The sequence below is a fragment of the Lihuaxuella thermophila genome (assembly GCF_900110165.1).
In the GTDB taxonomy this organism is placed as follows: domain Bacteria; phylum Bacillota; class Bacilli; order Thermoactinomycetales; family Thermoactinomycetaceae; genus Lihuaxuella; species Lihuaxuella thermophila.
This window is the reverse complement of the sequence record NZ_FOCQ01000024.1, coordinates 1-13,780: the sequence shown is the minus strand read 5'-3', so window position 1 is coordinate 13,780 and position 13,780 is coordinate 1. Positions and strand designations below refer to the sequence as shown.

16 protein-coding genes and 1 pseudogene are annotated in these 13,780 nt (G+C 49.9%); 16 read left to right on the top strand and 1 reads right to left on the bottom strand.

Annotated elements, in window-relative coordinates; translation table 11 throughout:
- The first annotated feature begins 69 nt into the window (after positions 1–69).
- The 16 genes and pseudogenes from pyrH to BMW55_RS18320 all read left to right on the top strand — a co-directional run bounded on the left by pyrH (position 70) and on the right by BMW55_RS18320 (position 12,003).
- Complete coding sequence (gene pyrH, locus BMW55_RS18390; protein ID WP_089973241.1) at positions 70–795, top strand: UMP kinase; 726 nt, start codon at positions 70–72, stop codon at positions 793–795.
- Entirely contained in the window at positions 796–1,353 is a 558-nt protein-coding gene (frr, locus tag BMW55_RS18385) for a ribosome recycling factor (RefSeq protein WP_089973237.1), read from the top strand.
- A gap of 121 nt (positions 1,354–1,474) precedes the next feature.
- Positions 1,475–2,257 (top strand): undecaprenyl pyrophosphate synthase, encoded by a 783-nt coding sequence (locus BMW55_RS18380; RefSeq protein ID WP_089973234.1) that lies wholly within the window; start codon positions 1,475–1,477, stop codon positions 2,255–2,257.
- Between the two features lie 22 nt (positions 2,258–2,279).
- On the top strand, positions 2,280–3,077 hold the full coding sequence (locus tag BMW55_RS18375; RefSeq protein WP_089973233.1) for a phosphatidate cytidylyltransferase: 798 nt from the start codon (positions 2,280–2,282) through the stop codon (positions 3,075–3,077).
- A 16-nt stretch (positions 3,078–3,093) separates the two neighbouring features.
- A complete protein-coding gene (locus BMW55_RS18370) occupies positions 3,094–4,260 on the top strand; it encodes a 1-deoxy-D-xylulose-5-phosphate reductoisomerase (RefSeq protein ID WP_089973230.1) in 1,167 nt (388 codons plus the stop codon).
- A 47-nt stretch (positions 4,261–4,307) separates the two neighbouring features.
- Positions 4,308–5,570 carry an RIP metalloprotease RseP gene (rseP, locus tag BMW55_RS18365; protein ID WP_089973228.1) on the top strand — a complete coding sequence of 421 codons (1,263 nt, stop codon included), beginning with the start codon at positions 4,308–4,310 and terminating at the stop codon, positions 5,568–5,570.
- Positions 5,570–5,764: a hypothetical protein gene (locus BMW55_RS18360; protein WP_089973225.1), complete on the top strand. Its 195-nt coding sequence runs from the start codon at positions 5,570–5,572 to the stop codon at positions 5,762–5,764. The genes rseP and BMW55_RS18360 overlap by 1 nt, the downstream gene beginning before the upstream one ends.
- A 42-nt stretch (positions 5,765–5,806) precedes the next feature.
- Entirely contained in the window at positions 5,807–7,522 is a 1,716-nt protein-coding gene (locus BMW55_RS18355; RefSeq protein ID WP_089973223.1) for a proline--tRNA ligase, read from the top strand.
- 200 nt (positions 7,523–7,722) lie between these two features.
- On the top strand, positions 7,723–8,385 hold the full coding sequence (locus tag BMW55_RS18350; protein ID WP_089973220.1) for a glycosyltransferase family protein: 663 nt from the start codon (positions 7,723–7,725) through the stop codon (positions 8,383–8,385).
- A gap of 14 nt (positions 8,386–8,399) precedes the next feature.
- Positions 8,400–9,185, top strand: coding sequence for a class I SAM-dependent methyltransferase (locus tag BMW55_RS18345; RefSeq protein WP_089973216.1), 786 nt, complete (start codon positions 8,400–8,402; stop codon positions 9,183–9,185).
- Between the two features lie 52 nt (positions 9,186–9,237).
- The gene (locus BMW55_RS18340; RefSeq protein WP_089973213.1) at positions 9,238–9,807 is read left to right on the top strand and encodes a methyltransferase domain-containing protein; all 570 of its coding nucleotides are present in this window, start codon (positions 9,238–9,240) and stop codon (positions 9,805–9,807) included.
- A gap of 146 nt (positions 9,808–9,953) precedes the next feature.
- The gene (locus BMW55_RS18335; protein ID WP_089973210.1) at positions 9,954–10,223 is read left to right on the top strand and encodes a response regulator; all 270 of its coding nucleotides are present in this window, start codon (positions 9,954–9,956) and stop codon (positions 10,221–10,223) included.
- 28 nt (positions 10,224–10,251) lie between these two features.
- Positions 10,252–10,497: pseudogene (locus BMW55_RS20020) on the top strand (FAD-dependent oxidoreductase); the annotation flags it as partial.
- Positions 10,498–10,780: 283 nt separating this feature from the next.
- Positions 10,781–11,086 (top strand): FAD-dependent oxidoreductase, encoded by a 306-nt coding sequence (locus BMW55_RS20015; RefSeq protein WP_425283883.1) that lies wholly within the window; start codon positions 10,781–10,783, stop codon positions 11,084–11,086.
- Positions 11,001–11,687 (top strand): hypothetical protein, encoded by a 687-nt coding sequence (locus tag BMW55_RS18325; protein ID WP_170840021.1) that lies wholly within the window; start codon positions 11,001–11,003, stop codon positions 11,685–11,687. The genes BMW55_RS20015 and BMW55_RS18325 overlap by 86 nt, the downstream gene beginning before the upstream one ends.
- Before the next feature lie 22 nt (positions 11,688–11,709).
- Positions 11,710–12,003, top strand: coding sequence for a hypothetical protein (locus BMW55_RS18320; protein ID WP_089973202.1), 294 nt, complete (start codon positions 11,710–11,712; stop codon positions 12,001–12,003).
- A gap of 310 nt (positions 12,004–12,313) precedes the next feature.
- Here BMW55_RS18320 and BMW55_RS18315 read toward each other — a convergent pair whose 3' ends face one another.
- On the bottom strand, positions 12,314–13,654 hold the full coding sequence (locus tag BMW55_RS18315; RefSeq protein WP_089973199.1) for a 5'-deoxyadenosine deaminase: 1,341 nt from the start codon (positions 13,652–13,654) through the stop codon (positions 12,314–12,316).
- Positions 13,655–13,780 lie beyond the last annotated feature (126 nt).

The window sequence follows — 13,780 nt, the reverse complement described above, 5'->3', positions numbered from 1 at the left end:
AACATATAGGGGAACACTCCTTACGTGTTCCCTTTTTTTGCAGGATTATTGTAGGAACGGAGGACGCTGATGAGTACTCCCAAATATAAGCGAGTCGTACTGAAGTTAAGCGGTGAAGCGCTGGCCGGTGACATCGGATACGGGATCGATGCCAATGTGATCGGCTCGCTTGCCAGGCAAATTAAAGAAGTAGTCGAGCTGGGTGTCGAAGTTGCAGTTGTGGTCGGGGGCGGAAATATTTGGCGCGGCATCTCCGGAACAGAGAAAGGGATCGACCGGGCAACGGCCGACTATATGGGCATGCTGGCCACGGTCATGAACTCGCTGGCCTTGCAGGATGCATTGGAAAGAACGGATGTCCCCACCCGGGTACAAACCTCGATTGAGATGAGACAGGTGGCCGAACCTTACATTCGGCGCAGGGCGATTCGTCATTTGGAAAAAGGGCGGGTGGTCATTTTCGCCGCTGGAAACGGAAACCCGTTCTTCTCCACGGATACGACCGCCGCTCTCCGCGCTGCCGAAATCGAGGCAGAAGTGATCCTGATGGCCAAAAACAATGTGGATGGCGTATACAGCGCTGATCCAAGTAAAGATCCGACGGCAACCAAATATGAAACCCTGACCTATCTGGAAATTCTCAATAAAGGTTTAGGTGTTATGGATTCAACCGCAACCTCTCTGTGTATGGATAATGATATCCCGCTGATTGTTTTTAATATTTCTGAAGAAGGAAATATCCGCCGCGTGGTCCTAGGGGAGCATATCGGAACACTTGTAAGGGGGAGCATGTAAATGGTGAATGAATTGAAAAACCGAGCCCAAGAGAAAATGGAAAAAGCCATTCAGGTATTGAAAAAAGATCTGCTCACATTAAGAGCGGGGAGAGCCAATCCGGCGATTCTGGACAAAGTGATGGTTGAATACTATGGAAGTGAAATGCCGGTCAACCAAATGGCCAATATTTCTACCCCGGATCCTCGGACCCTGCTCATTCAGCCTTGGGACAAGTCGGCATTGGGGGAAATCGAACGGGCCATCTTGAAGTCTGAACTGGGTCTCACACCGAACAACGACGGAAATGTCATCCGTATCAGCATTCCGCCGTTGACGGAACAGCGCCGGAGCGAGCTGGTGAAGGTGGCCCGAAAAATGGGTGAAGAAGCGAAAATCGCCATTCGCAACATTCGCCGTGATGCCAACGATGAGCTGAAAAAATTGGAGAAGAACGGTGAAATTCCCGAGGATATGTCCCGCCGTGGCCAGGATGAAATTCAAAAACTGACGGATCGCTTCATTAAAGAGGCAGATCAGGTGATTTCGGCGAAGGAAAAAGAAATCATGGAAATCTGAAGACACCCCGGGTGGAAAACCCCTTCAATTTTAGAGGGGGTTTTCTATCTACGCCTATTTCGAGCAAACCATTCATATGTTTATATGGAGAATGACTAGCATTTTTTCGGAGGAATGACCCATGATTGAATCCATTAAGCGGTTCGTTGGCGGTGAGAATAAGACCAGGCAAAACAAGGAAGAGCTGTTGGCGGCCATCAAACGGGCGCCTTTGCCGAAGCATGTAGCCATCATCACGGACGGAAATGGCCGTTGGGCGAAGAAACGCGGGCTTCCGAGGACAGCCGGGCATGCGGCAGGAATGAAAAGAGTACGGGAAACCATTCGCGCTGCCGATGAACTGGGGATCCAGGTGTTGACGTTTTATTCTTTTTCGACGGAGAACTGGAAGCGGCCCAAAGATGAAGTAGATTATTTGATGAAATTGCCTATTGAATTTTTAAAAACGGATTTGCAAGAGCTGATTGATCGCAACGTCAAAGTTCAAATGCTTGGCGAAAAGAGCCAAACCCCATCCCAGACTCAGATGGCTTTAACTGAATTTGAAGAAAAGACAAAGCATAATACCGGCCTTATCCTTAATTTTGCGATTAATTACGGATCGAGAGATGAAATTGTCCGTGCGGTACGGCAAATTATAGATGAAGTAAAAAAAGGAAATATTGATAAAGACGAGGTAAATGAAGAGGTGATCAGCCGGCATTTGCTCACCCGCGGATTGCCGGATCCGGATCTGGTGATACGCACAAGCGGAGAACTTCGCATAAGCAACTTCCTGTTGTGGCAACTGGCTTACAGCGAATTGTGGTTTACGGATACACTATGGCCGGATTTTACTCCAGAATTGTTCTATCAGGCAATTGAAGATTTTCAGCATCGTTCGCGTCGTTATGGAGCGGTGTGAAAAAGAGACAGGGGAATAGCCGATGAAACAGAGAATCATAACGGGGGTGTTGGGGGCCGCAGGCTTTCTTTTGCTGCTGATGTTAGGCGGCTGGTGGTTTTCGGGTCTGCTTTTCGTCTTGGCGGTGATTGCCTTTTTGGAATATGCCCAGATGAACCGCCATCATTGGAAACAGCCTCCTGTTCTGATCGGAATCGCTGTCATTTTGTATATCTTTGCCTTGGGACTCAGCAGGCAGCATGTGCTCCCTGATTCGTTTCTTCAGGATCCCGATCACATCGTCTGGGGACTTGTTCTGTCATCTGTTTGGATCGTCGTGAGCCGCAATCATTTTGATATTTTTCAAATGGCTTATTTGTTTGTGGGGGCCATGTACATAGGTTACGGATTTTCTTATATGATGCAGACCATTTGGAAACCTCACGGTTTAGCCTTTCTCCTCTTGGTGATCTTTGTTACCTGGGCGAATGATTCGGGTGCTTATTTCTTTGGAAAACGTTTGGGCAAAAGAAAGCTGTGGCCGGAGATCAGCCCCAATAAAACCGTCGAGGGGTCGGTGGCGGGAATCATTTTCGGAATGATCATGAGTGTGATCTGTTTTGCCTTTGCACCGGAGCTCGGAAGCATGGGAAAGGCCGTTTGGCTCGGAATCTTCATCTCAGTCGTCGGGCAATTGGGAGATCTCATCGAGTCAGCATGGAAGAGAACGACTGGCGTCAAAGATTCAGGGACCATGCTTCCCGGTCATGGCGGTATGCTGGACCGATTTGATAGTTTGCTCTTTACTTTCATCGTTCTACATTTAACCAATCTAGTCTGACGGGCAGGGGAGAAAAGTGGCAGAAAAGGTGATTATTCTCGGCTCTACCGGTTCGATCGGCAGGAGCACTTGTGAAGTGATCGCGCAGCATCCGGATGAATTTCAAGTGGTTGCGCTGGCCGCCGGTTCCAATGTTGAAGAAATGATTCGCCAGGTGAAACAGTTCAAACCCAAGCTGGTTTCGATGGCTACTCAGGAAGCTGCAGAGGCGGTGCAAAGGGAAGCGGGGACCAACGTGAAAGTTCTCTGGGGTGAAGAGGGGCTTCTGGAAGTTGCCACCCATCCGGAGGGGACCTTTGTGATGTCTGCCTTGGTAGGAAGCCGCGGTCTTCCCCCCACGCTGGCCGCCATCCGTGCCGGCAAAAAAATCGGCCTGGCCAATAAAGAAACGCTGGTCACAGCCGGACATATCGTCACACAAGCAGCACAAGAAGCGAATGTTCCCGTGATTCCCGTCGACAGCGAACACTCGGCGATCTTTCAATGCTTAAACGGAGAAAGAAGGCAGGATGTGCGCCGGATCATCCTGACAGCTTCCGGAGGGGCTTTCCGCGATTGGTCACGGGATCAGCTTCGGGAAGCAACCGTAGAAAAAGCTCTTCAGCACCCCAACTGGTCCATGGGAGCCAAAGTAACGATCGATTCGGCAACACTGATGAATAAAGGGCTGGAAGTGATCGAAGCTCATTGGCTGTTTCAGCTCCCTTATGAACAAATCGATGTGATCATTCACCCCCAGAGCATCATCCATTCGATGGTAGAGTTTGTGGATGGAGCAGTGATGGCCCAGTTGGGAACACCGGATATGAAAGTGCCCATTCAGTATTCCTTGACCTTCCCGAAACGCCTTCCTCTCCGTACACCGGCGCTGGATCTGATCGCGCTTTCCCGGCTGGACTTTCGCGCCCCGGATTTGCAGCGTTTTCCTTGCTTGAAAATGGCGTACGAAGCGGGACGGTCGGGAGGAACGATGCCAACCGTTTTAAATGCCGCCAACGAAGTGGCCGTCGAGTGTTTCCTCAAGGGGAAATTGTCATTTCTCTCCATAGAAGAAATCGTGGAGCGGGCGCTCAGCACGCACAACCCCGTCCAAAATCCGACGCTGGAAGAGATTGAGGAGGCGGATCAGTGGGCCAGAAAGTTCGCTCAAGACTGTGCTGAGAGTATGGCAAGTATGACCTGAAGTCCGAGTGGTAAAGCTGTTGACTAACCAAGGTGGTGAAGATTCTTATGCAGACAGTCCTGGTTTTTATATTGGTACTCAGTCTGTTGGTGTTTATTCATGAACTTGGCCATTTCTTGTTTGCAAAACGCGCCGGGATTCTGGTGCGCGAATTTGCCATTGGCTTTGGCCCGAAGATTTATTCCAGAATCCACGGTGAGACGATGTATTCGATTCGGGCTTTACCACTTGGCGGATTTGTACGGATGGCCGGTGAAGATGCGGAAGTTGTGGAAATCAAAACGGGGTCGTTTGTTTATGCCACCCAGAACGACAAGGGACAAATTGACCATTTATATTTCAAGGAGCCTGTCCACCTGCAAAAAAAACTGACAGCAGGCAGAGTGCTGGAGGCTGATCTGGAAGATAAACTGTATTTGATCCTCGAGGACGATAATGGAGTAGAGACCAAATATCCTCTGGACCCAAAAGCCTTCATTCATTTCAGTGAAAAAAATGTGGTTCAAATTGCTCCGAAAGACCGCCAGTTTGGATCGAAAACAGTTGGACAAAAGGCGATGGCCATTTTTGCCGGACCTCTCTTTAACATCATCCTCACCATTATTCTGTTTATGGTGTACACGTTGATGGTCGGTGTGCAAGACCGGCTGCCGGTTGAGGAAGTATTGCCAGGCAAGCCGGCGGCTGCTGCCGGGATCCAAAAAGGGGATCTCATCACGGCGGTGAACGGTGAAGAGGTGCGCACCATGGACGCCCTTCGCTATAAACTGATGGAATCCAAAGGACAACCGGTTACGATTACCGTTCAAAGAGCAGGCGAGACCCTGCACATGACGATGACACCCGAAAAAGTGGGTGAAACCTACCAGATTGGTGCCAAATTCAGCGTGGCTAAAATGATGCGAAAGGCAACGGTTACCGAAGCCATTGCTGACGGATTCAAGAAAACCTATGAATGGTCTGCCATCATCTTGGACGGCTTCGCCAAGCTGGTGACCGGTCAACTGTCGATTAAGAGCCTGGGCGGCCCTGTACAGATGGGAGACATTACCGGCAAAGCGGCCGAAGCCGGCATTGCGCCGCTCATCAAGTGGACAGCCCTCTTGAGTTTAAACTTGGGAATCTTTAACCTGCTCCCCATCCCGGCCCTGGATGGCAGCCGTCTCGTGTTTATCGGTCTGGAAGCGGTAAGGGGCAGGCCGATCAACCCGAACAAAGAAAGCTTGGTCCACTTTGTCGGTTTTGCCCTCCTCATGATGTTGATGCTGGTCGTTACGTTCAACGACATTAAAAAGATCTTCTTTACCTGATGGCTTTGGGAACAAACCCAGTCAACCCGCTTCATCGGTTGGAGCTGGGTTTGTTTTGTCCCAAGCGGCGTCCGGAATGGGTCGGCAACGGGCTGAAGCAGGCGGCCAATCCACCTTGGATGGAAATATTTGTCTATTCGGCGGTTGGGTTTGCTTCAACCATCCGGCTTTCTTTTTTTCGCTTCTATCAGTAATATAGTTTTTAGTTATGATTCACTGGAAACGAGGGGATGAACATGCGACAAAAAAATGCGCTGATACCCACGCTGCGCAACGTTGGAGAAGCGGAGATGATCAGCCACCAACTCCTGCTTCGCGGGGGATTTATCCGACAATTGGCAGCCGGGATTTATACGTATTTGCCTCTGGGCTACCGGGTCCTACATAAAGTTGAAAATATTGTTCGCGAAGAAATGGACCGGATCGGGGCGCAAGAACTGTTGCTGCCTGCCCTGCATCCGGCGGAACTTTGGCAGGAAAGCGGCCGCTTTACGAACTACGGACCGGAACTGGTAAAGCTGAAAGACCGGCATGACCGCGATTTCGTCATGGGGCCGACGCACGAAGAAGTGATTACCGACCTTCTGCGCGGCGAAATCAATACATACAAAAAACTGCCGATGTCCCTCTACCAGATTCAAACCAAGTTTCGGGATGAAAAAAGACCCCGTTCCGGTCTCCTCCGCGGCCGTGAATTTGTGATGAAAGACGCCTATTCTTTCCACGCGGACCGGGAATCCTTGGATGAAACCTATCAGGATATGTATCAAGCCTATACCAACATTTTCACTCGCTTAGGACTCGATTTCCGTGCGGTAGAGGCGGACGCCGGAGCGATTGGCGGAAAAGGCACGCACGAATTCATGGTCCTTTCGGATGCCGGGGAAGATTCGATCGCGATGTGCGAAGCGTGCGATTATGCGGCCAATATCGAAATGGCTGAAGTGACCGGGCCGGAAGAAGCGGCAGACAAAACACCGGTCGCAGCGATGGAAAAAGTATCAACCCCCGGCAAAGGTTCCATCGGGGAGGTCGCCGAATATCTGAACCTGCCGGCTGAACAGTTGGTCAAAAGCATTCTGTTTGTCGCTGACGGCGTGCCTGTTCTGGTTTTGGTGCGCGGTGATCATGAAGTCAATGATGTGAAAGTGAAAAACTTGCTGGATGCAAGCGTTTGTGAACTGGCGGACGAAGAAACGGTGCGCCGGATCACCGGGGCGCCTGCCGGATTCGTCGGGCCGGTCAGATTGAAGGAGAAAGTGAAAATCATTGCTGACCAAGCGGTTATGCAGCTCAATGAGATGGTCGTTGGAGCGAATGAAGCGGATGTCCACCTGATCCATGTCCAAGCGGGCCGTGACTTCGAGGTGGATCAAGTGGCTGACCTGCGGAACATTCAAGCAGGAGACGCTTGTCCTCGTTGCGGGGCCACGATTTATTTCAAGCGCGGCATTGAAGTCGGGCATGTGTTTAAGTTGGGAACCCGTTACAGCGAGGCGATGAACGCCAGATTCCTCGACCCGAACGGCAAAGAACAGCCCTTCATCATGGGTTGCTACGGAATCGGAATTTCCCGGGCCGTTGCCGCGATCGTGGAACAGCATCACGATGAAAACGGAATCATTTGGCCGGTGGCAGTAGCGCCGTTTTCCGTCCACCTGATCACCGTAAACACGAAGAACGAAGATCAGGCACGGATGGCGGAATGGTTGTATGAAGAGCTGAAAAAAGCGGGCATTGAAGTATTGTTTGACGACCGTGCCGAGCGTGCCGGCGTGAAGTTTAAGGACGCAGACCTTTTGGGAATGCCGGTTCGAATCGTCGTCGGAGCCAAAGCCGGCGAAGGACTGGTGGAAATCAAACTGCGCCGCACGGGAGAGAGTAAAGAGCTCAGTCCGCAAGATGTATTAAAAGAGCTGCCGGAGTGGTTGAAGCGGGCAGACTCCAAATAGAGGCAAATGGAGAAGACCTGGGTTAATTAAAACCCAGGTTTTTTTTGTAAAACGAACTTATTAACGAAAATTTTCAGATAATTCCGTGAAGGGATTTGGAACCAATGGTGCATTGGCACTATATAATAATATGTAATTCCCATAGACAGTTGATCGCTGCCAGAGCCACAGTTGAATGGCATCCAAAAGGAGGTGGTTCAGTGAATAATCAAAAAATTTTGTTCGTCACCTGTGTGAATGATGAAGCATTATACCGGCGGTGCCTCAAGCATATAACAAATCTAATTATACCTAAAGATTTTTCGGTTGAATTTTTAGCCATACGCGGCGCGAAAAGCATCACACAAGCGTATAATTCTGCCTTGTCGAATGATGCCAAATACAAAATTTATTTGCACCAGGATACATTCATTTTAAATCGCCATTTCCTTTTAAATATGTTGGAGTTGTTTCAATCCAACCCACAGCTGGGCCTTCTGGGCATGGTTGGATGCAAAAAACTTCCTCCCAATGGAACCTGGTGGGACGGGAAGGATTTAGTCGGAAAAGTGATTGCCTACCCTGAACAAACGTTTACAGTGCTTCGGTTTAAAGAAATAGATACTCCTTTTGAAGAGGTTGAAGCCGTCGATGGGCTGATCATGGCTACCCAATACGATATCCCATGGAGGGAAGAATTAGACGGATTCCACTTTTATGATGCCTCCCAATCCGTTGAATTTACCAGGAGAGGTTATCTGGTGGGCGTTCCCAGACAAGTGGAACCTTGGTGCTTACATTACCATCGTTATACCCGGTTCTTTGATCCGGAATATTTTCGATTGCAGTATATCTTTTTGAAATCTTGCTGGGGGAAGTTATAAAGGGGGAAATGGGCATGTATCGCTTTTGGGATGAAGTGATTAAATTATTATTTATCGATTTGAAGCCGAAGAAAATTGTGGAAATCGGTGCCGCAACCGGAGAGAATACAAGGCGGATTCTGGATTATTGCCAGCTATTTAATTCACATTTGACAGTGATCGACCCTGAACCGCAGTTTGATGTTGAAAAATGGAGCGAGGCGTATCCCAACAATCTGAAAATCATCAAAGATTTTAGTTTACGTGTGTTGCCACAGCTTGAAGACTATGACATCGTGCTGATCGATGGCGATCACAATTGGTATACCGTTTACAACGAGTTGAAGCAAATCGAAAAAATGGCCGTCAAGAAAGGCAAATTTCCCGTCGTTTGCCTGCACGACACAGAATGGCCGTTTGGCAGACGTGACATGTATTATTTCCCCGAAACCATTCCGGAAGAGTTTCGCCATCCCTATGCGAAAAAGGGGATTCAACCCGGAAAGTCCGAATTGGTTGATGAAGGGGGATACTTTGAGACACTGAATAATGCCCTTTACGAAAATGGTGCGAGAAACGGTGTGTTGACAGCCATTGAGGACTTTTTGAATGAGACGGAATTGTCAGTGAACTTTTTCCGTATCTATTCCAACCACGGACTGGGTATTCTGATTCCCAACCAAGAGGAGATGATCAAAACCGTCCAATTTATCTTGACATCCGCCTCCTCATCATTATCGGTCAATCAATATCCTTTAGCCGTTTTATCGTACTTGGTAACTCCGGAAAATACACCGGGAGTGAGCCAATACCCGCTTTGAAAAAGGCAATGAACGCAAAGAAAGAAATATCCAGGATGAGGAGAGTTGGTACATGAGACAACTGATAAAGGAATTTGTAAAAATATGTTCGCAAGACTTGCCCATATCTACCCCGATCTACGAGTTCGGATCGCTGCAGGTACCCGGTCAGGAAGGTTTTGGTGATCTGAGGCCGTATTTTTTGGGGATGGAGTATGTAGGTTGTGATTTAAGGCCCGGGACAGGTGTAGATCGGATTTTGGATTTGCACCAGATCGATTTGCCTTCAGAATCGGTTGGCACCGTTTTGTCCATGGATACATTGGAGCATGTGGAATATCCCCGCAAAGCGATGGATGAGATTTATCGGATACTTAAGCCAAACGGAGTTGCCATCGTCAGTTCGGTCATGAATTTTTTGATCCATGATTATCCTTGTGATTATTGGCGTTTTACCCCCCAGGGCTTTGAAAGTTTGCTTAAAAAGTTCGATACAGTCATTGTCGAACATGCCGGGGATCCATCTTTCCCCCATACGGTTGTGGGTGTCGGCATAAAAGGGAGAGTGGATGAAAACCGGTTGGACTGTTTTAAGTCTAAACTCGCATTGTGGAAAGAAAGACAATGGCCTCAGTATGGATAAAAATCAGCCTGTTTCTTCCGGATGTTTAAGTGTGGAGATGGTTCCCTGAGTTTTTTCAATGAATATCTGCAAGTGCCACGGCAGGATTATGCGGCGGACCGGGGGATTTATTAACGTAACACGTGTGCGACTCCGAGGGGAACAGCATGTACAAACTTCTGATCGTGGAAGATGAGAACAAGACAAGAGCGGCTTTGAAGCAATATGTACCGTGGCAGAAATGGAAGATCGGACGCATCTACGAAGCGGCGAATGGCCGTCAGGCACTGGATCTGGCAAGAAACTTCGAGCCGGATCTGGTAGTCACGGACATCCGTATGCCCGAGATGGACGGGATCGAGCTGGCCCGCCGTCTGCAGGAGGAAATGCCGGATACGGGCGTGATCATGCTCAGCGCCTATTCGGATCTTGCCTAAAGGGCACAAGTGGAACATCGAAGCCAAGATGTATGCTCTGCTGAGAGAAGCGGAATCCGTCGGGGCAAAGATTTTCTTCAACACGATTCTGTTCGGAGCCTTTATGGACAACGAGACGGTGAAGGGGGCCGTAGCCGCTCCCCGGTGGGGACCATTTGCTTTCTTGTCCGACGTGCTTCTCGATGCCACCGGTGATGGTGATGCCGCAGCGTTTGCCGGGGCCAACTATGTCTACGGGTCGGAGAGGGACCATACAGTGATGTGGTACTCCCTTGCACAGTTCGAAAAGCCGGGACGGACGAGAAATAATTTCACCAGCATGGTGGACGTTTCCAACATCGAAGATTATACCCGTGCCATTCTTGCCGGAAGGCGGCGGGGGGGCGTTCTGCACGATCATGGGGTATACGTTGCCACCAGGGAAAGCCGGCATATGGTCGGGGATGTCATCATGACATTAGCCGATCAGATGCTTCATCCGGCTCTGGCCGGACGTGGTCAACATTCATTTCAGCAACCACGATGTCAAAGGGGTCAGCGCGGCGGATTGGGTGAATATGGGCTGCATTCCCCCCAATCTGCTGATCGAAATTCCTTACCGCATGCTGCTGCCGAAAGGGCTGGACGGTATATTGGTGATCGGGAAAGCTATATCTGCCACGCACGATGCACTCCCGGCCATCCGCATGCAAGCCGACCTGGAGAATCTCGGGCGGGGCAGCGGCGATCGCCGCCGTCCAGTCAATCAGGGAAGGAGTCGCTCCCCGGTATGTCAACATGGCGAAGCTGCAGCGAAGACTGGTGGAAGAAGGGCTGTTGCCCGAGGAAGTCCTGACCCGCCGGTTGGAGCCGGTCGTTTATGATGACCGTGACTTGGAACGATTGGTAGACGCCCTCACCGGCGATCACCCGTTTTATCATTATTCCAATATGCGGATGAACGAGATTTTTACCGGGAGGATTCCGATCGTGGAGATCTGTTCGGTGGGTCCCCGAGTGATTCCCGTGCTGACAAGGGAGATGCATCGGGCGTCAGGACAACGCAAGGTCCAGCTCGCCCAGACGCTGGCGATGCTGGGCTCCCGTGAAGCAGTTCCTGTGTTGGCGGCAGAAATCGAGCGGCTGCTGGACGAAGATGGGGACCTGCCTTTCAGAAGGGAGGACTTCATGTATGTGCAGCTTCCTCCCGATTACGGCGCGATGCCGGATGTTGCTTATTTGCTGTATTCGCTTGGAATGACCGCAGATGAGCGAAGTGTACCGGTATGGGAGAAGATCGTGAAACGGCTCAGGCCGACCGAGGAGGATTTCAGGCATAAGCTGAAAGGAACATTTTTACTATGTGCACGCGGTATGCTCGGGTGCGGAACGGCTTGGCAGTCCGAAAGCAGTCCCACTGCTCCATCAACTGCACAGTTATCCGCCGCTCCACGGTCTGGTCTGTACGAGCAGGTTTCAACCTGATTACTTCGAGGAACGTCGCTCGATGCTGGAGCTCGCGATTGCCCGCGCCCTCGCCCGCTGCGGCAGCGCCAGAGGATATGCCGTGCTGATCGAATACCTCCATGATGTCCGGTCGCTTCTTGTGGAACATGCGCATGAGGAATTACGCGCGATAACCGGAACGGATTTCGGAAAAGATGCGGCTAGATGGACTGAATGGCTTCGTTCCGCTGAAACGTCATTGGCTCCCCGTCCGCTGAGAACGAAGTTGGATAGGGTGGCGAACAGTGAATCCCTGATGCGGTTGAGTGTCACATCCGCTCCCGGATCGGGTTAAACGATCGGGGGTTCCGGACAGGAGGGGGATGATGCTTAGGAGCAGGCCGAGCGAAAGTACATTTGTCTAAGAAAGATAGAGAGCGGACCGGAAACTGTGGGGTTTCCGGTCCGTCTGTATACCAGGAAGATAATAGCGGACCGGGTGAGAGAACAGGGAACCGGGAAGACAGAGGGAAACAAGATGGCTTGGCTTCGGGATAATCCGGCTGAACCGATTTTCCATCAAATGACAGTAATAAATGTTTCCACACCAAGACTTTCTTGATCCTTGCACAAATCCTCGCCATGAATTCGGCCGGCTTTTAGGATTAGCTGCTCATGGATGGCAGACGCTTCAACAACCTTTGAATCGAGCGGTTGGATTCTTTCAAAACGAGATCTTCATCGATCGTTTTCATCACGCGGTTCTCCATTACGATCTTTCCGTTGATGATCGTGGTTTCTACGTCGGACTTGGATGCTGAATAGACAATCCGCGAAATCGGGTCAACTTCTGAAGAGGGATAGGCGTGGAATTTGTTCAGGTTGAGAATGACTAAGTCCGCTTTTTTGCCCACTTCAATACTGCCGATCTGATCTTCCATTCCCACTGCTCTGGCTCCCCCGATGGTGGCCATTTCCAAAACTTTTTTGGCCTTCATCGCTGTAGGCCCATAAGCGGGCTTATGGAGGATTGCTGCCAATCTCATTTCATGAAACATATCCAACTGATTGTTACAGGGAGCCCCATCAGCCCCCAAGCTTACAAAAATGTCTCTGTCCAGCAGATCCGGTACATCAGCAATCCCTGAAGCCAATTTCAGGTTGGAACCGGGACAGTGGGTGACTTTGACCTTTCTTTTTTTGATAATCTGCTTTTCTTCTTCATTCAGCCAAACACAATGAGCCAGAATCAATCTTTCATTTGCCAAACCAATATGATCCAGGTAGACCACGTTTCGCATTCCGCGTTCCGCTTCCACTAAGTCGATTTCAGCACGGTTCTCAGATGCGTGGGTATGCACCTTTACGTTATAGGATGAGGACAGGTCGCGCACCTTCACAAGCAATTCTTCGGTACAGGAAACAACGAACCTCGGGCAAAAAGCATACTCGATCCGCCCGTCATCATAATTGTGCCATCTCTCCAACAAGTCAACGCTTTGCTGAATGGAATCTTCCGTTTTTTCTTGCAATAATTTCGGTACTTCTGCTCCTTTATCCATCATCACTTTTCCGGAAACAGCCCGAATACCGCTCTTGGCCAGGGATTGAAAAGCGGCATCCGTGTGATGCACCGTTTCCATATCGACAATGCAAGTAGTGCCGCTCTGAATCAGTTCTCCAATCCCCAGCATGGCGGAATAATAGAGCGATTCCTCATCATGTGCCGCTTCCAGCGGCCAAATCCGTTTTTTGAGCCAATCCAAGAGTTCCAAATCATCCGCTTGCCCTCGAAATAATGTTTGACAGAGATGGATGTGTGTCTGGATGAAACCGGGAATAACCGTTCGCCGACGGGCGTCAATCACCTTGTCAGCCTTTTTCGGGTTGATACTGGCTGCTATTTCTGTAATCGTATCGTTTTCGATCAGGATGTCGCCGCTTAAAATCGAGTTATTTGGGTCCATGGTAATCATTTGTGCATGTTTAATCAGAAGATTGGGCACTCTCTTTCACTCCTTATGGATCAATGGCCATTTATATCTTTGCGAGCGAGAAAACCCCTGGCTTCAGCTATGGGGATGAGAGCGAGCGTCAGGCGAGGGAGGGATGGATTTCCCCTCTCCCAAGCC